A 21,171-nucleotide genomic window follows, 5' to 3' on the forward strand; every position below is an offset into this window, starting at 1 on the left:
ACGAAACAGTCCGCGCGAACGCCGCGATCAGGGGCGCGGCAGCCGCTCCGCCGTGCCCCGGAAGAGCGTCTCGCCGAAAGGTTTCCCCGGGATCGCGTCCGCCGGAGAGGCGGCCGTGACACTGTAGGTCTGACCGGGGACCGGCGGCGGAAGGTGGGGACCGCGCCAGCGCAGCGGCCCGGCGTGCGAGACTGTTCCCAGCCGCACCGGTCCGGCGGCCTCGTCGAAACTCGTCCAAAGCTGCAGTACCCGCCCGTCGGCGGGCTGGCCCGTGTCCAGCGGCAGGTAGCGCAGAGCGTCGCCTTCGGAGATCTCGAGGATGCCGGCGGTGTTTCCCTCGGCGTCGGAAAGCCGAACGAGCGCGACCGGGTCGGCCGGACCGGCGAACCAGCCTCCGGCGACGTAGCCAGCGCCGCCGACCGCCACCAGGGCGGCGATCAGGGCGGCTCCCCGCCACCCGCCGAGCGGGGCGTATGACGCGGCTGCCTGCGACGGCGCGGCGCTGGGCGCGAAGGGGTGGACGAGAGGCGCGTCGCGCATCTGGGGCAGACCGGCGATGCTTTCCTGCACGGAACGCCAGAGATCCGTCTGGTGCGCCTGCGTGCTCGACCGAAGGCGTTCGGCAAGGCGGATCACGGTTTCGCGGAACTTCGGGTCGCGCTCGAGATCGCGTTCGGCGCGTTCACGCTCGGCCTGGGTCATGCGGCCCATGATGTAGTCGCCCGCGCGCTCGATGCGATCAACTTCGCTGCTCATCTTCGGCACCCGGATTGAAGCTCGTCCCAAAGCGAAATTGTAAGGCATACCGTTCCTGCTGGGAACTGGCAGGTCGATGCCGATGCCGAAAATCGCGCCGGAACGCTACCAGTGCGGCGGCCGGGTGACCGGCACATCAGGCGCGGTGCGTTCCTCGACCGCCAGAAAGCGCTCCGTGAGGGCATCGAGTTTCCTCTTCATGCCGTCGATGGTCTTCCACTGTCCGGCGATCTGGCCCGACAGTTCCTCGATGGTCCGCTCCTGCTCGGCGCAGAGCGCCTCGAGCTTCACCAGGCGTTCTTCCTGCGAACTCATGCGCTGATCTCCTCGAGCGCGCCGCGCAGGGCGTCGCCCAGCGGTTTCGGGCGGCGCGTCCGCCCGTCAACGTAGACATGGACGAAGAAGCCCTCCGCCGCCGCCAGGTTCTCGTCGTTGCGGAAGAGGCCGACCTCGTAGCGGACCGAAGAGCCGCCGAGCCGGGCGACACGAAGTCCGGCGGTGACGACGTCGGGAAACGCCATCTCCGAGAAGTATCTGCAACCGGTCTCCACCACGAGACCTATCTGGTCGCCGCCATGGATGTCGAGCACACCCTTTTCGATCAGCCAGCCGTTCACGGCGGTGTCGAAGAGCGAATAGTGAACGACGTTGTTCATGTGGCCATAGACGTCGTTGTCCATCCAGCGCGTCGTGAGGGTGCGGAAGGCGCGGTAGGCCGAACGCGCGGAGGGGGCGGGGCGGGTCACCGGGGCCGGCCGCTCACCACGCGGCCCGGTAGATCGCCAGCGCGTCCGCCTCCGCCACCTCGCGCGGATTGTTGACGAGGAGCCGCGTCTGCTTCATCGCGTCCGCGGCCATCTTCGCCAGATGCTCCTCGCCGATGCCAACATCGCGCAGGCGCGGCTGGAGACCGACGCGGGCCGACAGCGCGGCGAGCGCCTCTATGAAGGCGGCACAGCGGCCCTGCGTTCCTTCCTCGTTCGAGAGATGCGGGAAGGCATCCGCGGCGATCTCGGCATAGAGATGCGCGGCTTCAGGGGCATTGAAGCGCAGCACGTGGGGCAGGACCAGCGCATTCGACAGCCCGTGCGGCACGTGAAAGGTGCCGCCGATGGGATAGGCCAGCGCATGGACGGCAGCCACCGGCGAATTGGCGAAGGCCTGGCCGGCGAGCATGGAGCCGAGCAGCATGGCGCCGCGCGCAGCGATGTCCCTGCCGTCGTTCACGGCGGTCTCGATGTTGGCGCCGAGCAGTTGCAGCGCCTGGCGCGCCAGCGCGCGCGACAGCGGGTTGTTGTTGGCGCTTTTCGAGGCGTACGCCTCGATCGCATGGACCATGGCGTCGACACCGGTGGCGGCGGTGATCGACGGTGGCAGGCCGAGTGTCAGTTCCGGATCGAGCACGGCGACGTCGGGCAGGATGACGGGCGAGGAGACGCCGCGCTTTTCCTCCTCGCCGACGGTGATGATCGAGACCGGCGTGACCTCCGACCCGGTGCCCGACGTGGTGGGCACAAGTGCCAGCGGCAGCCGCGGACCCTTCGCGTTGCCGACGCCCCAGGCCTGGTCGAGGTCCTCGCCGGAGCCGATCAACAGCGCGGCGAGCTTGGCAACGTCCAGCGAGGAGCCGCCGCCGAAGCCGAGGACGCCGGTGGCGCCTGCCGACCGGCCGGCCTCGACCGCCGCCAGCAGTGTCTTCAGCGGCGGGTCTGCCTCGACCTGGTCGAAGATCGCGACCTCGATGCCTGCCTCACGCAGGGATGCGAGCGCGGGGTCGCACAGCCCGAGCGAGCGAAGGCCAGGATCGGTGACGAACAGCAGCGACTTGCCGAGCCTGTGCGCCAAAAGCCTGCCGATGCGGCCGGCGACACCGTTCTCGAAGACGATCGAGGGTGTCGTGTTGAAGGTGAAGGGTGCGAATGCCGGATTTGTCATGGCGCGGAAATTGACAAGGTGCCGCGCTTTTGTCGAGAGTGGGGGCGGGAGATTGGCAACCGTTCCTGGTCATGATAGCAACTTTGACCAAACGATAAAAAATCGAGGGGATACGGTTGCATGGCGCAAGCTGCAATCGAACTCAAAGGCATCAACAAGAGCTTCGGCGCGGTTCGCGCCAACCGCGACATCGACATCGAAATCCCGCAGGGCACGATCCACGGCATCATCGGGGAGAACGGCGCCGGCAAGTCGACGCTGATGTCGATCCTCTACGGCTTCTACCAGGCCGACAGCGGCGAGATCTTCGTCAAAGGCCAGAAGGCTTCCATCCACACGCCGAACGACGCCATCGCCGCCGGCATCGGCATGGTGCACCAGCACTTCATGCTGGTCGAGAACTTCACGGTGCTCGAGAACATCATCCTGGGCGCGGAAGGCGCGTCGCTGCTCAACAAAGGCATCGCGAAGGCCCGCTCGGAACTGCAGCGGCTCGAGAAGGAATACGGACTGGAGGTCGATCCGGACGCGGTGATCGAGGAACTGCCGGTCGGCCTGCAGCAGCGCGTCGAGATCCTGAAGGCGCTCTATCGCGGGGCGGAAATCCTGATCCTCGACGAGCCGACGGGGGTGCTCACGCCCGCCGAGGCCGACCATCTGTTCCGCATCCTGCGCATGCTGAAGGACCAGGGCAAGACGATCGTTCTGATCACCCACAAGCTGCGCGAGATCATGGCGGTGACCGACAATGTGTCGGTGATGCGCCAGGGCACGATCGTGGCGACGCGCAAGACGGCCTCGACGACGGTGGAGGAACTGGCCGAGCTGATGGTCGGGCGCCGCGTGCTCCTGCAGGTCGAGAAGGGCAAGGCCAAGCCCGGCGATTTCAAGCTGTCGGTCAAGAACCTGACGGTGAAGGACGGGCGCGGCGTGACCATGGTCGACGACGTGTCGTTCGACGTGCGCGCCGGCGAGATCGTCGGCATCGCGGGCGTGGCCGGCAACGGCCAGTCGGAACTGATCGAGGCGATCGCCGGCACCCGCAGGGCCGAGTCCGGTTCGGTCACCATGAAGGGCAAGCCGATCGACGTGACGGGCACGGCCGACCCCGCCGAACTGCGCAAGCGCGGGCTGGCGCACGTGCCGGAAGACCGGCACCATGTCGGGCTGGTGCTGCCCTTCGAGGAGAACGAGAACGCGATCCTTGGCTACCACGACGACCCGAAGTTCCTGAACGGCGCGTTCCTCAACATCGACGCGATCCGCAGCGACGCGCGCGAGAAGATCGAGAAGTACGACATCCGCCCGGCGGACTGCCGGCTGCGGACAGCGAACTTTTCGGGCGGAAACCAACAGAAGATCGTTCTGGCGCGCGAGATGGAGAACGATCCAGGCGTGCTGATCGTCGGCCAGCCGACGCGCGGCGTCGACGTCGGCGCCATCGAGTTCATCCACAAGCAGCTGATCGCCATGCGCGACCGCGGCAAGGCGGTGCTTCTCGTCTCCGTGGAACTCGACGAGATCCGCTCGCTGTCGGACCGCATTCTCGTGATGTTCGACGGTCGCGTCGTCGGCGAGCGCGGCCCGGACGCGACCGAAGGCGAACTCGGCCTTCTGATGGCCGGCGTCGAAGCGCAGGAGGCGGCGGAGTAGATGGCGACACCCTACGCGAAGCTGCCGGCCTGGGCCGACTACGGCCTGATCCCGCTCATCAACCTCGTGGTCGCCTTCCTCGTGGCCGGCCTCGTCGTGCTGCTCGTCGGCGAAAGCCCGATTCAGGCCGCAACGCTTCTGATCAAGGGTGCCTTCGGCTCGGGGGCCGGCATCGGCTATACGCTCTACTACGCGACCAGCTTCATCTTCACCGGGCTGGCGGTCGCCGTCGCCTTCCATTGCGGGCTTTTCAACATCGGCGGCGAAGGCCAAGCCTATGTCGGCGGTCTCGGCGTAGCGCTGGTCTGCCTCGGGTTCGACACGGTGTTTCCCTGGTGGATAAACTTCCCGCTGGCGATCATCGGAAGTGCCGCGATCGGCGCCTTCTGGGCGATGATCCCCGCCTATCTGCAGGCAAAGCGGGGCAGCCACATCGTCATCACGACGATCATGTTCAACTTCATCGCGGCCAGCCTGATGGTCTACCTGCTCGTCGGGCCGCTGAAACCGCTGAACTCGATGGCGCCGCAGACGCGCACCTTCGCAGTGGACGCGCATCTGCCGAAGCTCGACTGGCTGCTCGAGATGTTCGGCGCGACGATCCGCTCGACACCGCTGAACCTCTCCTTCATCCTGGCGCTGGTGATGGCCGTGGCGGTGTGGGCGCTGATCTGGCGCACCAAGCTCGGCTACGAGATCCGCACGATGGGCTTCAGCCCCAAGGCGGCACGCTACGCCGGCATCGGCGAGGCGCGCATCATCGTCATCACCATGATGATCTCCGGCGCGCTGGCGGGCATGATGGCGCTCAACCCGGTGATGGGCGACCAGCACCGCCTGCAGCTCGACTTCGTCACCGGCGCGGGCTTCGTCGGCATAGCGGTGGCGCTCATGGGACGATCACACCCGGCCGGCATCGTGCCAGCGGCGATCCTGTTCGGCATGCTCTACCAGGGCGGCGCGGAAATCTCGTTCATGATGCCGAACATCTCGCGCGACATGATCGTCATCATCCAGGGCCTGGTGATCCTGTTCGCCGGCGCGCTCGAAAACATGTTCCGTCCCGCCATGCAGGCGGCATTCGCGAGCTTCAGCCCACGATCGATGGGCATGGGCACGGCAAAGCGCGAGGGAGCCTGAGATGGATACACTCGTCCAGCTTCTCGATGCCACCATCCGGCTCTCGGTGCCGCTGCTGCTCGCATGCCTGGCCGGGCTCTACTCGGAGCGGTCCGGCATCTTCGACATCGGGCTCGAGGGAAAAATGCTTGCCGGCGCCTTCGCCTCGGCGGCCGCGGCGGCAGCCACCGGCTCCGCCTGGATCGGGCTGGGCGCCGCCATCATCATATCGGGAATGCTGGCGCTCGTGCACGGCTTCGCCTCGATCACCAATCGCGGCAACCAGATCGTCTCGGGCGTCGCCATCAATTTCATTGCCGCGGGAACGACCATCATTCTCGGCCAGGGCTGGTTCCAGCAGGGTGGCCGCACACCGTCATTGCCGCCCGCGGCGCGGTTCGGCGCGATCGATCTTCCCGGCGCCGAAGCGATGCGTGACGTTCCGGTGCTGGGACCGATATATTCCGACATCATCTCCGGCCACTCGCTTCTGGTATACTTCGCCTTCTTCATGGTGCCCTTCACCTGGTGGGTGCTGTTTCGCAGCCGCTTCGGCCTGCGCCTGCGGGCCGTCGGCGAAAACCCGGCAGCCGTCGACACCGCCGGCATCTCCGTGACCTGGCTGCGCTACCGCGCCGTCATGATCACGGGCGTGCTCACCGGGTTTGCCGGAACCTACCTGGCGCTCGCCATGAACGCCGGCTTCGTCAAGGACATGACGGCGGGACGCGGCTTCATCGCGCTTGCCGCGCTGATCTTCGCCAAATGGAAGCCGGTCAACGCCATGTTCGCCTGCCTCCTGTTCGGCTTCCTCGACGCCTTCGCGATCCGCTACCAGGGCGCGGAATTCCCGATGATCGGGCGCGTGCCGGTGCAGTTGATGCAAGCCCTTCCCTATATTCTCACTGTCATCCTGCTCGCCGGCTTCATCGGAAGGGCGATCCCGCCGAAGGCGGGCGGGGTGGCGTATGTGAAGGAGAGGTAGTTCGTGCGTAGACGGTAGTTGGTGGTTGGAAGTGGGTAACTGGCCCCCTAGTTACGCCACTACGCACCACGGACCATTCGCCGCTTTTCCACGCACAGCCGCCATTCGACCCGGAGCCCCATGTCCCACGACCTCTTCCAAGCCGCCAGGGCGGCGATGGCCAAGGCCTACGCTCCGTATTCGAAGTTTCCCGTCGGAGCTGCCATCCGCACGACCGACGGCCGCGTGTTTTCCGGTGCCAACATAGAAATCGCGTCCTATCCGGAGGGCTGGTGCGCCGAGACGACGGCGCTCGCCCATTTCGTGATGGGCGGAGGCGGCGATATCGCGGAGGTGGCGGTGGTGGCGGAGCGCATGGCGCGGGTAACGCCGTGCGGCGGCTGCCGACAGCGGCTCGCGGAGTTCGGTCGGCCGGACACGAGGCTGCATTTGTGCGACGAGAAGGGTATAGTCGAGACCACGACGCTGGGCGCCATGCTACCGCTCGGCTTCCAGGGAGATATCCTGAAATGAAGTACCGGCTGCAGACATGAAGACGGCGGTCGATCATCTCGTCGAGAAGCTGAACGGGCTTGCGCCCGAGATCGCGCTCGTTCTCGGCTCGGGCCTGGGCGGACTGGTCGAGGAGGTGTCGGAGCCGGTGCGGGTGCCATACGGCGAACTGCCGGGCTTTCCGAAGAGCGGCGTCTCTGGCCATGCCGGCGAGATCGTCGCCGGACTGTTCTCGGGCGTGCCGGTGCTGATGCTGGCCGGGCGCTCCCACTATTACGAGCACGGCAACGCGGCCGCCATGCGCCCGGCGCTGGAGGCGCTGGCCGGCGTGGGGATCAGAAAGCTGATGCTGACGAACGCCGCCGGATCGCTGCGCCCCGAAATGGGGCCGGGTTCGGTGATGCTGATCACCGACCACATCAATTTTTCGGGTTCGAATCCGCTGTTCGGCGAGCCGACCGATCGCCGCTTCGTCGGCCTGACCGGGGCCTACGACGCGGACATGCGCGGCGTGCTGAAGAAGGCGGCCACGGACACGGATACGCCACTGCATGAAGGCGTCTACATGTGGTTTTCGGGCCCCTCCTTCGAGACGCCGGCCGAAATCCGCATGGCGCGCACCTTCGGCGCAGACGCGGTGGGCATGTCGACGGTGCCCGAGGTGATCCTCGGCCGCTTCCTCGGCTTGCGTGTCGCCGCCTGCTCGGTCGTCACCAATCTTGCCGCCGGCATGACCGGCGCGGAACTGTCCCACCAGGAGACGAAGGACATGGCGCCGCAAGGCGGCGCCCGCCTCGCCGCGATCCTGCGCAAGGCGATCGGAGACCTGTGATGAACATGAGAACCGGAGAGCCCGTCGCTACAGCGGCCGGGCCCGTAAAGCTCCACCAGCCGCATGCCCGCAACGACGGTACGCCGCTCAATCCCGACTGGTTCGATGCGGCCGAGGTGAACCTGTCGGCCGCCGAACGCCGCGCCGCGACCATCGGCACGCGCCGCACGGTGAAGAAGCAGTGGCAGGCGGCATGGCTGGTGAAGGCGATCCAGTGCATCGACCTGACGACGCTGGCCGGCGACGATACGCCGGGCCGCGTCGAGCGGCTCTGCGCCAAGGCGCGCCACCCGCTGCGCGACGATCTCGTCGAGGCGCTGGGGCTGACCGGACGGCGGCTGACGACGGGCGCGGTCTGCGTCTACCCGTCCATGGTGCGCACGGCCGTGAAGGCGCTCGACGGCAGCGGCATCCCCGTCGCCTCGGTTGCGACCGGGTTTCCGGCGGGACTGACGCCTTTCGAGCAGCGGCTCGCCGAAATCCGCTACGCGGTGGCGGAGGGCGCGCAGGAGATCGACATCGTAATCACGCGTGCCCACGTGCTGACCGGCAACTGGCAGGCGCTTTACGACGAGACGCGCCTGATGCGCGAGGCCTGCGGCGCCGCGCACATGAAGGCGATCCTGGCCACGGGCGAACTGAAGACGCTGACCAACGTCTACCGCGCCTCGATGGTGACCATGATGGCCGGCTCCGACTTCATCAAGACCTCCACTGGCATGGAGGGCGTCAACGCGACGCTGCCCGTCAGCCTCGTCATGGTGCGGGCGATCCGCGACTACCTGGCGCTTTCCGGGCTCCGCGTCGGCTTCAAGCCGGCCGGCGGCATCCGCGCGGCGAAGGACGCGCTCACCTGGCTGTTCCTGATGAAGGAGGAACTCGGCCGCGACTGGCTGGAGCCGGACCTCTTCCGCTTCGGCGCCAGCGGCCTCCTGACCGACATCGAGCGCCAGATCGAACATTTCGTCACCGGGCGCTATTCGTCCGCCGACCGGCACGGGATGGCGTGAACATGAACGAGATCGTGAACATCCTGGACAGCATGGAATACGGCCCGGCACCGGAGGAGGACGGTCATATTCGCGCGTGGCTGAAGCGTCATGACGGCCGGTTCGGCCAGTTCATCGACGGCAAGCTGACCAAAGGCGGCAAGGAGACCTTCGAGGTCCGCAACCCGGCCGACGGCGAGAAGCTGGCCGACGTGGCCGAGGCCGGCGAGAAGGAGGTCGACGCCGCCGTGAAGGCCGCGACGTCCGCCTTCGCCAGGTGGTCCGGCCTCTCGGGGACCGAGCGGGCGCGGCATCTCTATGCGATCGCGCGCCAGGTACAGAAGCACGCGCGCTTCCTCGCCGTGCTGGAGAGCATGGACAACGGCAAGCCTATCCGCGAGACGCGCGACATCGACATTCCGCTGGTCGCCCGGCACTTCTACCACCATGCCGGCTGGGCGGAACTGCGCGACGAAGAGTTTCCCGACCACGTGCCGGCGGGCGTGTGCGGGCAGATCATCCCGTGGAACTTTCCGCTGCTGATGCTCGCGTGGAAGGTGGCGCCGGCGCTGGCGGCGGGTTGCACGGTTGTGCTGAAATCAGCCGAGCACACGCCGCTGTCCGCGATCGCCTTCGCCGAGATGTGCGCCGAGGCGGGGCTGCCGGCGGGGGTCTTCAACCTCGTCAACGGCGGCGGCAGCACCGGCGCGCTGGTCGCGGGCCACGCGGGGCTGGCCAAGCTCGCCTTCACCGGCTCGACCGAGGTCGGCCGCATCCTGCGGCGCCAGACGTCGGGGACCGGCAAGAAGCTGTCGCTCGAACTCGGCGGAAAGTCGCCCTTCATCGTCTTCGACACCGCCGACATCGACGCCGCGGTCGAGGGCGTGGTCGACGCGATCTGGTTCAACCAGGGGGAAGTCTGCTGCGCCGGCTCGCGCGCCATCGTTCAGGAAGGCATTGCGGAAAAATTCCATGCCAAGCTGAAGGCGCGCATGGAGACGCTGCGGGTGGGGCCGCCGCTCGACAAGTCGACCGACATCGGTGCGGTCGTGGCGCCGGTGCAGATCGCCTCGATCCGGGCCAAGGTCGAGGCCGGCGTGAAGGAAGGGGCGAGCCTCTGGCAACCATCCTGGGCGAACGACGACTTCACGAAGGCCATGGAGAAGGGCTGCTTCTTCCCGCCCAGCCTGTTCACCGGCGTGTCGCCCGCCTCGAGCCTCGCCCAGGAGGAGATCTTCGGGCCGGTGCTGGTCTCCATGACGTTCCGCACGCCGGGCGAGGCGGTGACGCTCGCCAACAACAGCCGCTACGGGCTTGCAGCGTCCATCTGGTCGCAGAACCTCGACGTCGCCTTCGACGCGGCGCGCAAGGTCAAGGCCGGCGTCGTGTGGATCAACTCGACCAACCTCTTCGACGCGGCGGTGGGCTTCGGCGGCTACAAGGAAAGCGGCTTCGGGCGCGAGGGCGGCCGCGAGGGCATGCTTGAATATCTGGTGCCTGCCTGGGAGAAGAAGGCGAAGGCCCTGCCTGCCGCGACGCCGCTGCCGGCACCGCTCCCGGTCGACGACGACGCCGGACCGGGTGGGGCAAGCGCGAGCCTCGACCGCACGGTGAAGCTTTATGTCGGCGGCAAGCAGGTGCGGCCGGATTCGGGCTACTCCTATCCGGTGTTGGACGCCAAGGGGCGGCTGATCACCGAGGCCGGCTACGGCAACCGCAAGGACATCCGAAACGCGGTGGAAGCGGCGCGCAAGGCCGACGCCTGGTCCGACATGACCGGGCATGCGCGCGCGCAGGTGCTGTGGTTCCTGGCCGAAAACCTGGAACTGCGGTCGGAGGAGTTCGCGGGGCGGATCGCGCAGATGACGGGCGCGTCGCAGAAGCAGGCGGGCCGCGAAGTGGCGGCGTCGGTGGCGCGGATCATCCACTACGCGTCCCGCGCCGATAAATACGACGGCCGCGTGCGCGCGCCGCAGCCCCGCATGCTGGCACTGGCGCTGCCGGAGCCGTTCGAGGTGATCGGGATCTCCTGTCCCGACGAGGCGCCGCTGCTCGGTTTCGTGTCGCTGGTCGCGCCGGCGATCGCCATGGGCAACCGTGTCGTCGTCACGCCCTCGCAGCATCACCCGCTGGCGGCCTGCGACCTCTACCAGGTGCTCGACACGTCTGACTTGCCGGACGGGGTGATGAACATTGTCACCGGCGACCGCGACCAGCTTGCCGGCGTGATGGCCAAACACGACGACATCGCAGCGTGCTGGTACTTCGGCTCGGCGGAGGGCAGCGCCATGGTGGAACGCGAGTCGGCGGGCAATCTGAAGGCCACGTGGGTGAACAACGGCAAGGCGCGCGACTGGCACGACGGGGCCCAAGGCCAGGGCGAGGAGTTCCTATTCCGGGCGACGCGCATCAAGTCGATCTGGACGCCGTTCGGGGTGTGAGGCGGGCTTCATGGCGGCGCGCAGATTTACCCCCCTCTGCCCTGTCGGGCATCTCCCCCTCAAGGGGGGAGATCACTTGTCGCAACTGCTTTCGCTACTCACAGGCATTTCGGTAGACGCAGGGAAATCGGAGCTGCCGATCTCACCATCCGAGGGAGAGGTTCCCTCTCTTCGACAAGACCTTCGGAGGCAGAGGTGGGTTACTGCCGCTTCCAGCTCCTTTTTCCGCCCATGCTTCGGGGTGTGACGTGCTCCCGCAGGAAATCATCCGCAAGAAGCGCGACGGGAAGGCTCTGACGGCGGACGAGATCGCCTTCTTCGTGAAGGGACTGGCGGACGAGAGCGTCACCGAGGGCCAGGTCGCGGCGCTCGCGATGGCGGTGTTCTTCAACGGCATGGGCCGCGACGAGGCGGTGGCGCTGACGCTTGCCATGCGCGATTCGGGCGACGTGCTGTTGTGGGACGATCTCGACGGGCCGATCGTCGACAAGCATTCGACGGGCGGAGTGGGCGACAACGTCTCGCTGATGCTTGCTCCGATCGTGGCGGCCTGCGGCGCGTTCGTACCGATGATCTCCGGACGCGGGCTCGGCCATACCGGCGGGACGCTGGACAAGATGGATTCCATTCCCGGCTACGCCAGCCAGCCGGCGAACGAGACCTTTCGCAGGACCGTGCGGGAGGTGGGCTGCGCCATCATCGGCCAAACCGGCAACCTTGCGCCGGCCGACAAGCGCTTCTACGCCATCCGCGATGTCACCGCGACGGTGGAGTCGATCCCGCTCATCACCGCCTCGATCCTTTCGAAGAAGCTCGCCGCCGGCCTGAAGGGTCTGGTGCTCGACGTGAAGTCCGGCAACGGCGCCTTCATGACAAAGGGACGCGACGCGGTGGCATTGGCGACGAGTCTCGTCGAGGTGGCCAACGGCGCGGGGCTCGCCACGACGGCGCTGCTGACCGACATGAACCAGCCGCTCGCCTCGGCGGCCGGAAACGCGCTGGAGGTGATCAACGCGGTCGATTTCCTCACGGGACGCGCCCGCGACCGGAGGCTGGAGGAGGTGACGCTCGCGCTTGCCGCCGAGATGCTGGTTTCGGCCGGGCTCGCGGGTTCGCGCCAGGACGGCGAGGCCGCCGCGCGGGACGCGCTGAACGGCGGCAAGGCGGCGGAGACCTTCGGCCGAATGGTGTCGAGCCTTGGCGGGCCGGCGGGTTTCGTGGATGACTGCCGCGCGCATCTTCCGACCGCGCCGATCGTCCGGCCGGTCCCGTCACCCTCCAGCGGCTTCGTCACCGGCATCGACACGCGCGCCGTCGGCGTTGCCGTCGTGGCGCTGGGCGGAGGCAGGACCAGACCCGGCGATGCCATCGACCCTGCCGTCGGTCTGAGCGGATTGCTGCCCGTCGGCGCGGAGTTCGGACCCGGCGATCCGCTGGCGATGGTGCACGCGCGCGACGAAGCCGCGGCGGAAGCTGCGGTCGCGGCAGTGCATCAGGCCTATTCGATCGGCGAGAGGCGGCCGTCCCGCGGAAAGCCGGTGCTGCGCCACATCGGCGCGCAATGAGGGGACGCCGGTCGTCTACTGCTCCAGCAGCATCGACCCATTCTCGACCTTGAACTTGTCGAGGCGGTTGAGGAAGCTCATCCCGATGAGGATGTCGTTGAGCGCGCGGTCCTGCAGCACCACCGCCTTGACGCCCTCGACACGGATCCTGCCGATCTCGAGCGATTCCAGGTCGGCCGATGCGGCCAGCGCAACGCCGTTCGCCGTCTCGATCCGGTAGCGGAAATCATCGGGAGAGAGTTTGATCCCGACCTTGCGCGCCGTGGATTCGTTGAAGGCGACCAGCGTCGCCCCCGTGTCGATCATCGCCTCGACGCGGCGCCCGTTGATCCTGAAGTCGCCCATGAAGTGCCCGCGCGCGCCCATCGTCAGTTCCACGCGGCGGCCGGTGAGCTGCTTCTGGGAGGGCAGGGTCGCCAGGTTGACGACGGGGATCGGCCGTTCCTCCTCGGGCGCGGCCGTGATCTGCGTCAGTCCCCCTGAGGCGAGGTTGTGAAACAGTGCCGGATTGGCCTGATAGACCAGCGGCACGGACGCCGCCAGACCGACCGAGACACTGAGTGCAAGCAGCTTGCGCGTCATGATCCACCTTTCTGGTGCGGCGATCATGGCGGCGCAGCCTTGAAATCGGCTTAAGCGGAATGTGAAAGCGCGCGCCGCAACCCCGTTTCGGCGCCGGTGGTTAGCGGAAGGTGAACGGCCTACTTGGTGCCGTACATGCGGTCACCGGCATCGCCGAGGCCGGGCACGATATAGCCCTTCTCGTTGAGCCGCTCGTCGATGGATGCGGTGAAGATCGGCACGTCGGGATGCGCCTTGGTGAAACGCTCGATGCCTTCCGGCGCGGCGAGCAAGCAGAGGAACCGCAGGTTCGTCGCACCCCGCTGCTTGAGCTTCTCCACCGCCGCGATGGCAGAGTTCGCGGTGGCCAGCATCGGATCGACGACGATCACCAGCCGGTCGGCGAGGTCGCTCGGCGCCTTGAAGAAGTACTCGATCGCCTCGAGCGTGTCGTGGTCGCGGTAGAGTCCGACATGGGCAACGCGCGCGGCCGGCACGAGGTCGAGCAGGCCTTCCAGCAGTCCGTTGCCCGCGCGCAGCACGGAGGCGAAGACGAGCTTCTTTCCTTCGAGGGTCGGGGCCTCCATGGTCTGGAGCGGCGTCTCGATCGTCGTCGTCGTCAGTTCCAGCTCCCGCGTGACCTCGTAGCCCAGAAGCAAAGAGATCTCGCGCAGCAGGCGGCGGAACCCGGCCGTCGAGGTCTCCTTATTGCGCATGATGGTGAGCTTGTGCTGCACCAGCGGGTGACTGACGACGGTCACATTCTGCATCGGGCATTGCTCCTTTCGGCGGACCTGGGCATCCAAGCAGGCTTAGCGCATGAAGGGCCGCTGCGATATGCGCGTTTGGGCGAAACCAACAGGCTCGTGACTGGTCAGCGCGGCCGGACGGCATCGAGGCGGGCGAGAAGAGCCGCCTTCGTCTTCTTGTCGACATAGGCGGCCTCGATGGCGGTGCGGGTAACGGCCGTCAGCGCCTTGTCGTCCATGCCGAAATGGTCGCGCCCGATCTCGTATTCGCGTTTCAGGCTGGTCCAGAAATAGGGCGGATCGTCCGAATTGAGCGTCACCTTGCAGCCGGCGTCGCGCAGCTTCGGGAAGGGATGGCTTTCGAAGCCGTCGAAGACGCGGAGCGCGATGTTGGAGCCGGGACAGCACTCCAGGACCACGCCCTCGTCGGCGATCCTGCGCACGAGGTCCGGGTTCTCGATGGCGCGAACGCCGTGGCCGATGCGCGTCGGCCTGAAATGGTCGAGGGCCGACTGCACGCTCTCCCAGCCGCCGAACTCGCCGGCATGGACGGTGATGCCGAGCCCCGCCTCGCGGGCGATCTCGAAGGCGCGGACGTAGTCCTCCGGATCGCCGAAGCGCTCCTCGCCCGCCATGCCGAAGCCGGTGACGAGCGGCTCGCCGCAACGGGCGGCGAAACGCGCCGCCTTTTCCACCGACTCGACGCCGAAATGGCGCACGCCGGTGACGATCATGCGGCTCTCGATGCCGGTCTTGGCCTTGGCGCGCCTCATGCCTTCCGCCAGCCCGGCGGTGTAGGCCGCGGCCGAAAGTCCGGCGCGCTCGGCGTGGTCGGGCGAGGTGAAGAATTCCGAATAGATGGCCCCGTCGCGGGCGAGGCTGGAGAGATAGGTTTCGGCGAGGCGGGCATAGTCGCCCTCGTCGCGGAAGAGATCGGCGGACTGGTCGTACGCGGCGAGGAAACTGGTGAAATCGTCCCAGACGAAGGCGCCGTCGCGGATGAAGCCGGACACGTCGGCACCGTATTTCTGGGCCTGTTTCACGACGAGGTCCGGCGAGGCGGCACCTTCGATGTGACAGTGAATCTCCGCCTTGAGGACCATTTTGTTTCCTTCTTCGTTCTCAATTCGGCGCGGCGGTTCACCGCGTCCACAACAATAGCGCCCGCCAGCCGCATCGGCTATGGTCCCGGCGCATTCGACGGATGACCAGATGACAGAACCAAGAACGACCGCGCGCGGCGGCATGGAAAACTCCTTCGGCTTTCGTAGCGTTCCTGCCGGCGAGAAGCAGCCGCTCGTGGACGAGGTCTTCCACAAGGTGGCCAAGCGGTACGATCTCATGAACGACCTGATGTCGGGCGGGCTCCACCGGCTGTGGAAGGACGCGTTGGTTTCTTGGCTCAATCCGCCCCGGCGCGCCGGCTGGACATGCCTCGACGTGGCGGGCGGCACGGGCGACATCGCCTTCCGCATCGTGGAGGCATCGGGGAACGCCGCCCACGTGACGGTGCTGGACATCAACGGGTCCATGCTGGCGGTCGGACGGGAGCGGGCGGCGAAGCGCGGGCTGTCCGAACATGTCAGTTTCGTGGAGGCGAATGCCGAAGAACTGCCGTTTCCCGACGAGAGCTTCGATGCCTACACCATCGCCTTCGGCATCAGGAACGTGCCCAGGATCGACCGGGCCCTTTCGGAAGCCTACCGGGTGCTGAAGCCCGGCGGCCGTTTCCTGTGCCTGGAATTCTCGGAAGTCGACATGCCCATGCTGGACCGGGCCTACGAGGCCTGGTCGTTCAACGCCATCCCCGCGATCGGCAAGGCGGTGACGGGGGACGAGGATTCCTATCGCTATCTCGTGGAATCGATCCGCAAGTTTCCCAACCAGAACGACTTCGCCAGGATGATCGAGGCGGCGGGCTTCGAACGGGCCACGTTCCGCAACCATTCCGGCGGGATCGCGGCGCTCCATTCCGGCTGGAAGCTTTGAAGGCCTTGATCCGATGACGACCGTCGGCGCCTATTTCCGGCTTGCCCGGGCCGGCTGGATCATGGTTCGCGAGGGCGTGGTGGCAGCCTTGCCGGGCGACCAGCTGACGGGTCCGCCCAGGACCGCGTGGCGCGTGGCGCGGCTCCTGGCGCGCCGCCACTCGGCCGATCGCGATCGCTCCGAGCGTTTTGCCAAGGCGGCGACGCGGCTCGGTCCATCCTACGTCAAGCTCGGGCAGTTCCTCGCCACCCGGCCGGACGTGGTCGGCACCGAGATCGCGCTCGATCTCGCCAACCTGCAGGACCGGATGGACAAGTTCCCGCAGGCGGAAGCCGTGGCGGCCATACGGGATTCGCTCGGACGTCCGATCGAGGATCTCTTCGAGGAGTTCGGCGAGCCGGTCGCCGCGGCGTCAATCGCCCAGGTGCATCCCGCCACGGTTCCCGGCAGCAGTCGGCGCGTCGCGGTGAAGGTGATCCGCCCCGGCGTCCGCAGGCGCTTCTTCCACGACCTCGAGAGCTACTTCGTCGCCGCGCGCTTGCAGGAGCGCTTCATCCCCTCGACGCGGCGGCTGCGGCCGGTGCAGGTGACCGAGACGCTGGCGCAGACGACCAAGATCGAGATGGACCTGCGGCTTGAGGCGGCGGCGCTTTCCGAGATCGCGGAGAACACCAGGGACGATCCGGGCTTCCGTGTCCCGACCGTGGACTGGGAGCGCACCGGCCGCGACGTGCTGACGCTGGAATGGATCGACGGCGTCAAGATGTCGAACATCGAGGGCCTGCGGGAGGCGGGGCACGACCTGCCGGCGGTGGCCGCCAATCTGATCCAGAATTTTCTGCGCCACACGCTGCGCGACGGCTTCTTCCATGGCGACATGCATCCCGGCAACCTGTTCGTGGAGGCGGACGGGACGATCGTGGCGGTCGACTTCGGCATCACCGGGCGGCTCGGCAAGAAGGAGCGCCGGTTCCTGGCCGAAATCCTCTACGGTTTCATCACGCGCGACTACCGTCGCGTCGCCGAGGTGCATTTCGAAGCCGGATACGTGCCGGCGAAACACGACGTCGCCGCTTTCGCACAGGCGATCCGGGCGATCGGCGAGCCGATCCACGGCCAGCCGGCCGAGACGATCTCCATGGCCAAGCTGCTGACGCTGCTTTTCGAGGTGACCGAGCTCTTCGACATGGCGGCGCGGCCGGAACTGGTGCTGCTACAGAAGACGATGGTGGTGGTCGAAGGCGTCGCGCGCAGTCTCGATCCGCATTTCAACATGTGGAAGACCGCCGAACCTGTCGTCGGCGACTGGATCGCCGCCAATCTCGGGCCGCGCGGGCTTCTCACCGATGCGCGCGACGGCGTCAATGCACTCGTCGCGCTCGCCCGCCAGGCGCCGGAACTCGCGGCGCGCACCGAAAGGCTGTCGCGCGAGATCGACGCCATGGCCGAGCACGGCCTGCGCTTCGACGAGGGCACCGCGCGCGCGATCGGCAAGGCGGAGGCTCGGCACACGCGGTCCGGGCGGGTGGCGCTGTGGGTGATCGCGCTGACGCTGGTGTGGATCGCCTGGCGGATCGCGTGATTGCATTGACTGCATTGCAGGCAATGCATACATTGCGATCATGGCTGGTGGAACGATCCCATGTCCAACCTGACGATCCGAAATCTAGATCCGGAAGTGAAGCACAGCCTGCGCCGGCTCGCGGCCGAACGCGGCGTATCGATGGAACAGGAAGCCCGCGAGCGCCTTGCCGAGAGCGTCAACCGCGCCACCCGGCGCAAATCATCCATCTTCGATGAACTCACGAAGCTTGGCGCCGCGCCCGAACAGCCCTTCGATCAGAAGAAGGCCACCGACGCGATGTGGGACGAAAGCTTCCGGTGAGTGGCTTCGTCCTCGACAGTTCGGTCCTCATCGCGATCCTGGCGGCAGAGCCGGACGCGGACCGCTTCAAGCGCTACATCGACGACGACATCAATGCCCAGATCAGCGCCGCGACTGTGCACGAGGCCTTCTGTGTCGTGTCAGGGGAGCGGTTCCGGAATGGCGCGGCGCGGCTGGACAGGATGCTCGGCCTGATCGGTCCCGTCATCGTTCCCTTCGACGCAAGCCAGCTGTCTGCCAGCCGCGAAGCCTATGTCCGTTTCGGAAAGGGATCGGGCCATCCCGCGAATCTCAACATGGGCGATTGCTTCTCCTATGCTCTCGCCAAGACCCGCAATCTTCCCCTGCTTTTCAAGGGGAACGATTTCATCCATACCGACATCGAGCCGGCGTTGAAGCCAGCCTGACGAGGCGACCGACGCCATGACCCTCATCGACAAACGCATCCTTCTGATCGTCGGCGGCGGCATCGCGGCCTACAAGGCGCTCGACCTGATCCGGCGGCTGCGCGAGCGGGGGGCGAAGGTGCGCTGCGTCATGACGCGGGCGGCGCAGGAATTCGTGACACCTTTGTCGGTCGGGGCACTGTCGGCCGATCACGTCTTCACCGACCTCTTCGACCGGCAGGACGAGCACGACATCGGGCACATCCGTCTGTCGCGCGAGGCCGACCTCATCGTGGTCGCGCCGGCGACCGCCGACCTGATGGCCAAGATGGCGAACGGCCATGCCGACGACCTCGCCTCGACGGTGCTGATGGCGACGGACAAGCCGGTGCTGATCGCGCCGGCGATGAACCCGCGCATGTGGTCGCACCCGGCGACGAGGCGGAACCTCGACACCCTGAAGCGCGACGGCATCGGGCTCGTCGGGCCGGGCCGTGGCGAGATGGCAGAGAGCGGCGAGGCCGGCGACGGCCGCATGGCCGAGCCGCTGGAGATCGTGGCGGCGATCGAAGGCATGCTCGACGGCCGGCCGAAGCCGCTCGCCGGCAGGAAGATCGTCGTGACCTCGGGGCCGACGCACGAGCCGATCGACCCGGTGCGCTACATCGCCAACCGCTCCTCGGGCAAGCAGGGACACGCGATCGCCGCCGCGATCGCCGCTCTCGGAGCCGACGTGCACCTCGTGTCCGGGCCGGTCAACGTTGCGGACCCGGCCGGCGTCGGGACGGTGCATGTCGAGACGGCGCGACAGATGCGCGATGCGGTGATGGATCTCCTTCCGGCGGACGCTGCGATCTTCGTCGCGGCGGTCGCGGACTGGCGCACGGCGGATTCGGCCGGTGAAAAGATCAAGAAGGTCCCGGGCGGCGGCCCGCCCGCGCTGCAGATGGTGGAGAACCCGGACATCCTCGCCACCGTCGGCCATCACGAGAGGCGGCCTGCGCTGGTGATAGGCTTCGCGGCCGAGACCGAGAACCTTCTGGCCAACGCGCAGGCAAAGCTCGACCGCAAGGGCGCCGACCTGATCGTCGCCAACGACGTCTCGCACGGGAGCGGCGTGGGGCCCGGCGGCGTCATGGGCGGCGACCGGAACCGGGTGCGGATCGTATCGCGGTCGGGCGTCGAGGAGTGGCCGGAGATGACCAAGCAGGACGTGGCGGAGAAGCTTGCGGAACTCGTCGCGGAACGGCTGTCGGGGAACGGCGCGTCAGCGCGGTAGAATTCACCATCCGGGAACGACATCACCATGGATGCGCCTGTCTTCACCTGCGCGCCCGTCATCGAGACGGAGCGGCTGATCCTGCGCGCGCACGCGGCGAGCGACCACGAGGCCTATGCGGCGATCTGGGCAGATCCGGAGGTGGTCCGCTACACGAGCGGCAGGCCGCTGTCGCGCGAGGAGAGCTGGATACGGCTCTTGCGACAGATCGGTCACTGGCGGGTGCTCGGCTTCGGCTTCTGGGCGATCGAGGACCGGTCGAGCGGCAGGCTGGCGGGTGAGGTCGGCTTCCACGACCTGCGGCGCGACATCGAGCCGTCGTTCGACGGAACGCCGGAAGCCGGATGGCTGCTCGCGCCCGAATTCCACGGCCAAGGTCTGGCGCGGGAAGCGCTCGTAGCCATCCATGCGTGGGGCGACGCTCACCTGCGCTCGTCGACGACCGTGTGCATCATCCATCCGGATCACGAAGCGTCGCTTCGGGTGGCCCGGCAATTCGGCTACGGCAACCCGGTCCCCACCCGGTACCATGACGCCCCTAGCCTCATTCTGACGCGGGACAGGCCGTCGGATTCCTAAGTGTCGCCGGGTAGCGGCCGTTCCGGGGAAGCGTCTCACGCGGATGTCGGCCGAATGAGCGCCAGCCCGGACTGCGGATCATGCCGCCTGCGCAGATGCGCCGGTGCCTCGCGCACCACCACTTCGAGCGTCGGGCGCACGTGGGCGCGGGCAACGTCGCCGGCCATGGCGGAGCCGTCGCGCTTGCCGATGACGAGGTGGACGTGGACCACCGGACCGTCGTCGGACTCGGCCACGTCTCCGAGCAGCGACGCAACCTCGACCTGTTCGTGGACGGGGATCTCCTCATAGTCCTTCTTCTCCCAGCTGAAATATTTCAGCACCACGTCGCTGAAGGCACCAATGCCGGTGATCTGGGCGGCGGAAAGCCTCTGCTTTCCGGCGAAGGTGCGCAGCCCCTCCACCATTTCGTCGCCGGTCTCGAAGACCACTGCCCAGGTCCGCTCACCATGGGCCTCGTGCAGAAGCTGGGATTGCATGGATTTCCTCCTGTCGAGTTGTCCTTGCCCGACCAACCACCGAATCCAAGGCCGGTTCCGTCTTGGCGGGGCCGGCATCATGGAACATCGTTCGGGGCTTGCGGTTACCGGACCATGCACGCACATCGCGGAACCGCGCCCGGTATGGCCGATCTGACCGCAGCAAGAAATCCTCGTCGAGACCCACCGCGCCGGGCCGGCTGGTGTCCCACAGACGCGAAGGAACCGCAGCATGTCCGAACTCAGCAATTTCGAACTGGAAGGCCGGCTGAACGCGCAACGGGAGTTGATCGCGATGCTCCTAGCGCGGCTGACCGACGGCCCGGACGATCCGCTCTGGGCGATCGTGGAGCAGACGTTCGAGATTCAGGATCATCAAGAAGACCCCGGCGCGGTGCCGGACGCGGCCTTCACGGCAGAAGCCGAGATGGCGCGCGAGTTCAGGCTGATCGTGGAACGGGCGAAATACCGGGAGGCACGATCGCAGACCGGATGAG

23 protein-coding genes are annotated in these 21,171 nt (G+C 67.1%); 15 read left to right on the forward strand and 8 right to left on the reverse strand.

The features are described from left to right. Positions 1–27 precede the first annotated feature (27 nt). From ABGN05_RS07360 to ABGN05_RS07375, 4 genes are all read right to left on the reverse strand, one after another. Positions 28–756, reverse strand: a complete 729-nt coding sequence (locus ABGN05_RS07360) for an anti-sigma factor domain-containing protein (RefSeq protein WP_367953365.1) — start codon at positions 754–756, stop codon at positions 28–30. Positions 757–861: 105 nt separating this feature from the next. Continuing rightward, positions 862–1,071, reverse strand: a complete 210-nt coding sequence (locus tag ABGN05_RS07365; RefSeq protein ID WP_367953366.1) for a SlyX family protein — start codon at positions 1,069–1,071, stop codon at positions 862–864. After that, positions 1,068–1,436: an acyl-CoA thioesterase gene (locus ABGN05_RS07370; protein WP_367954333.1), complete on the reverse strand. Its 369-nt coding sequence runs from the start codon at positions 1,434–1,436 to the stop codon at positions 1,068–1,070. Before ABGN05_RS07370 ends, ABGN05_RS07365 begins: the two co-directional genes overlap by 4 nt. 79 nt (positions 1,437–1,515) lie before the next feature. Next, positions 1,516–2,691 (reverse strand): iron-containing alcohol dehydrogenase, encoded by a 1,176-nt coding sequence (locus tag ABGN05_RS07375; protein WP_367953367.1) that lies wholly within the window; start codon positions 2,689–2,691, stop codon positions 1,516–1,518. A 120-nt stretch (positions 2,692–2,811) separates the two neighbouring features. Here ABGN05_RS07375 and ABGN05_RS07380 point away from each other — a divergent pair, with 120 nt between their 5' ends. The 8 genes from ABGN05_RS07380 to deoA all read left to right on the forward strand — a co-directional run bounded on the left by ABGN05_RS07380 (position 2,812) and on the right by deoA (position 12,767). Further along, positions 2,812–4,344, forward strand: a complete 1,533-nt coding sequence (locus tag ABGN05_RS07380) for an ABC transporter ATP-binding protein (protein ID WP_367953368.1) — start codon at positions 2,812–2,814, stop codon at positions 4,342–4,344. Further along, positions 4,345–5,484 (forward strand): ABC transporter permease, encoded by a 1,140-nt coding sequence (locus ABGN05_RS07385; protein ID WP_367953369.1) that lies wholly within the window; start codon positions 4,345–4,347, stop codon positions 5,482–5,484. Position 5,485: 1 nt separating this feature from the next. Continuing rightward, positions 5,486–6,448: an ABC transporter permease gene (locus tag ABGN05_RS07390; RefSeq protein WP_367953370.1), complete on the forward strand. Its 963-nt coding sequence runs from the start codon at positions 5,486–5,488 to the stop codon at positions 6,446–6,448. Between the two features lie 75 nt (positions 6,449–6,523). After that, the gene (cdd, locus tag ABGN05_RS07395; protein WP_373695922.1) at positions 6,524–6,961 is read left to right on the forward strand and encodes a cytidine deaminase; all 438 of its coding nucleotides are present in this window, start codon (positions 6,524–6,526) and stop codon (positions 6,959–6,961) included. Positions 6,962–6,977: 16 nt separating this feature from the next. After that, a complete protein-coding gene (locus tag ABGN05_RS07400) occupies positions 6,978–7,772 on the forward strand; it encodes a purine-nucleoside phosphorylase (RefSeq protein WP_367953372.1) in 795 nt (264 codons plus the stop codon). Between the two features lie 5 nt (positions 7,773–7,777). After that, positions 7,778–8,782, forward strand: coding sequence for a deoxyribose-phosphate aldolase (gene deoC / locus ABGN05_RS07405; RefSeq protein ID WP_367954334.1), 1,005 nt, complete (start codon positions 7,778–7,780; stop codon positions 8,780–8,782). Between the two features lie 2 nt (positions 8,783–8,784). Beyond that, positions 8,785–11,202, forward strand: a complete 2,418-nt coding sequence (locus ABGN05_RS07410) for an aldehyde dehydrogenase family protein (RefSeq protein WP_367953373.1) — start codon at positions 8,785–8,787, stop codon at positions 11,200–11,202. A gap of 248 nt (positions 11,203–11,450) precedes the next feature. After that, positions 11,451–12,767, forward strand: a complete 1,317-nt coding sequence (gene deoA, locus ABGN05_RS07415) for a thymidine phosphorylase (RefSeq protein WP_367953374.1) — start codon at positions 11,451–11,453, stop codon at positions 12,765–12,767. A gap of 15 nt (positions 12,768–12,782) precedes the next feature. Here deoA and ABGN05_RS07420 read toward each other — a convergent pair whose 3' ends face one another. The 3 genes from ABGN05_RS07420 to ABGN05_RS07430 form a co-directional block, all read right to left on the reverse strand. Continuing rightward, on the reverse strand, positions 12,783–13,349 hold the full coding sequence (locus ABGN05_RS07420; RefSeq protein ID WP_367953375.1) for a TIGR02281 family clan AA aspartic protease: 567 nt from the start codon (positions 13,347–13,349) through the stop codon (positions 12,783–12,785). A gap of 119 nt (positions 13,350–13,468) precedes the next feature. Beyond that, a complete protein-coding gene (gene upp / locus ABGN05_RS07425; RefSeq protein WP_367953376.1) occupies positions 13,469–14,098 on the reverse strand; it encodes a uracil phosphoribosyltransferase in 630 nt (209 codons plus the stop codon). Positions 14,099–14,202: 104 nt separating this feature from the next. Further along, on the reverse strand, positions 14,203–15,180 hold the full coding sequence (locus ABGN05_RS07430; protein WP_367953377.1) for an adenosine deaminase: 978 nt from the start codon (positions 15,178–15,180) through the stop codon (positions 14,203–14,205). A gap of 109 nt (positions 15,181–15,289) precedes the next feature. Between ABGN05_RS07430 and ubiE the strand changes: the two genes are divergently transcribed. From ubiE to ABGN05_RS07460, 6 genes are read left to right on the forward strand one after another with little or no spacing between them, the layout of a single operon-like run. Next, positions 15,290–16,066, forward strand: coding sequence for a bifunctional demethylmenaquinone methyltransferase/2-methoxy-6-polyprenyl-1,4-benzoquinol methylase UbiE (ubiE, locus tag ABGN05_RS07435; RefSeq protein ID WP_367953378.1), 777 nt, complete (start codon positions 15,290–15,292; stop codon positions 16,064–16,066). 13 nt (positions 16,067–16,079) lie between these two features. After that, complete coding sequence (gene ubiB / locus ABGN05_RS07440; RefSeq protein ID WP_367953379.1) at positions 16,080–17,648, forward strand: 2-polyprenylphenol 6-hydroxylase; 1,569 nt, start codon at positions 16,080–16,082, stop codon at positions 17,646–17,648. 60 nt (positions 17,649–17,708) lie between these two features. Continuing rightward, positions 17,709–17,951 carry a FitA-like ribbon-helix-helix domain-containing protein gene (locus ABGN05_RS07445; RefSeq protein ID WP_367953380.1) on the forward strand — a complete coding sequence of 81 codons (243 nt, stop codon included), beginning with the start codon at positions 17,709–17,711 and terminating at the stop codon, positions 17,949–17,951. Next, positions 17,948–18,358: a type II toxin-antitoxin system VapC family toxin gene (locus ABGN05_RS07450; RefSeq protein WP_367953381.1), complete on the forward strand. Its 411-nt coding sequence runs from the start codon at positions 17,948–17,950 to the stop codon at positions 18,356–18,358. The genes ABGN05_RS07445 and ABGN05_RS07450 overlap by 4 nt, the downstream gene beginning before the upstream one ends. Before the next feature lie 16 nt (positions 18,359–18,374). Further along, positions 18,375–19,616, forward strand: a complete 1,242-nt coding sequence (gene coaBC, locus ABGN05_RS07455; protein ID WP_367953382.1) for a bifunctional phosphopantothenoylcysteine decarboxylase/phosphopantothenate--cysteine ligase CoaBC — start codon at positions 18,375–18,377, stop codon at positions 19,614–19,616. A 27-nt stretch (positions 19,617–19,643) separates the two neighbouring features. Next, on the forward strand, positions 19,644–20,195 hold the full coding sequence (locus ABGN05_RS07460; RefSeq protein WP_367953383.1) for a GNAT family N-acetyltransferase: 552 nt from the start codon (positions 19,644–19,646) through the stop codon (positions 20,193–20,195). Between the two features lie 35 nt (positions 20,196–20,230). Here ABGN05_RS07460 and ABGN05_RS07465 read toward each other — a convergent pair whose 3' ends face one another. Further along, positions 20,231–20,674, reverse strand: coding sequence for a PPC domain-containing DNA-binding protein (locus ABGN05_RS07465; RefSeq protein WP_367953384.1), 444 nt, complete (start codon positions 20,672–20,674; stop codon positions 20,231–20,233). A 232-nt stretch (positions 20,675–20,906) separates the two neighbouring features. Between ABGN05_RS07465 and ABGN05_RS07470 the strand changes: the two genes are divergently transcribed. Next, positions 20,907–21,170, forward strand: coding sequence for a hypothetical protein (locus tag ABGN05_RS07470; protein ID WP_367953385.1), 264 nt, complete (start codon positions 20,907–20,909; stop codon positions 21,168–21,170). Position 21,171: the final 1 nt, after the last annotated feature.

This window comes from Aquibium pacificum (assembly GCF_040839445.1).
In the GTDB taxonomy this organism is placed as follows: domain Bacteria; phylum Pseudomonadota; class Alphaproteobacteria; order Rhizobiales; family Rhizobiaceae; genus Aquibium; species Aquibium pacificus.

Coding starts and splice junctions, on each gene's coding strand:
- ABGN05_RS07360 (WP_367953365.1), bottom strand. CDS start 756: ATGAGCAGCGAAGTTGATCGCATCGAGCGCGCGGGCGACTACATCATG.
- ABGN05_RS07365 (WP_367953366.1), bottom strand. CDS start 1,071: ATGAGTTCGCAGGAAGAACGCCTGGTGAAGCTCGAGGCGCTCTGCGCC.
- ABGN05_RS07370 (WP_367954333.1), bottom strand. CDS start 1,436: ATGGACAACGACGTCTATGGCCACATGAACAACGTCGTTCACTATTCG.
- ABGN05_RS07375 (WP_367953367.1), bottom strand. CDS start 2,691: ATGACAAATCCGGCATTCGCACCCTTCACCTTCAACACGACACCCTCG.
- ABGN05_RS07380 (WP_367953368.1), top strand. CDS start 2,812: ATGGCGCAAGCTGCAATCGAACTCAAAGGCATCAACAAGAGCTTCGGC.
- ABGN05_RS07385 (WP_367953369.1), top strand. CDS start 4,345: ATGGCGACACCCTACGCGAAGCTGCCGGCCTGGGCCGACTACGGCCTG.
- ABGN05_RS07390 (WP_367953370.1), top strand. CDS start 5,486: ATGGATACACTCGTCCAGCTTCTCGATGCCACCATCCGGCTCTCGGTG.
- ABGN05_RS07400 (WP_367953372.1), top strand. CDS start 6,978: ATGAAGACGGCGGTCGATCATCTCGTCGAGAAGCTGAACGGGCTTGCG.
- deoC (WP_367954334.1), top strand. CDS start 7,778: ATGAGAACCGGAGAGCCCGTCGCTACAGCGGCCGGGCCCGTAAAGCTC.
- ABGN05_RS07410 (WP_367953373.1), top strand. CDS start 8,785: ATGAACGAGATCGTGAACATCCTGGACAGCATGGAATACGGCCCGGCA.
- ABGN05_RS07420 (WP_367953375.1), bottom strand. CDS start 13,349: ATGACGCGCAAGCTGCTTGCACTCAGTGTCTCGGTCGGTCTGGCGGCG.
- upp (WP_367953376.1), bottom strand. CDS start 14,098: ATGCAGAATGTGACCGTCGTCAGTCACCCGCTGGTGCAGCACAAGCTC.
- ABGN05_RS07430 (WP_367953377.1), bottom strand. CDS start 15,180: ATGGTCCTCAAGGCGGAGATTCACTGTCACATCGAAGGTGCCGCCTCG.
- ubiE (WP_367953378.1), top strand. CDS start 15,290: ATGACAGAACCAAGAACGACCGCGCGCGGCGGCATGGAAAACTCCTTC.
- ubiB (WP_367953379.1), top strand. CDS start 16,080: ATGACGACCGTCGGCGCCTATTTCCGGCTTGCCCGGGCCGGCTGGATC.
- ABGN05_RS07445 (WP_367953380.1), top strand. CDS start 17,709: ATGTCCAACCTGACGATCCGAAATCTAGATCCGGAAGTGAAGCACAGC.
- coaBC (WP_367953382.1), top strand. CDS start 18,375: ATGACCCTCATCGACAAACGCATCCTTCTGATCGTCGGCGGCGGCATC.
- ABGN05_RS07460 (WP_367953383.1), top strand. CDS start 19,644: ATGGATGCGCCTGTCTTCACCTGCGCGCCCGTCATCGAGACGGAGCGG.
- ABGN05_RS07465 (WP_367953384.1), bottom strand. CDS start 20,674: ATGCAATCCCAGCTTCTGCACGAGGCCCATGGTGAGCGGACCTGGGCA.
- ABGN05_RS07470 (WP_367953385.1), top strand. CDS start 20,907: ATGTCCGAACTCAGCAATTTCGAACTGGAAGGCCGGCTGAACGCGCAA.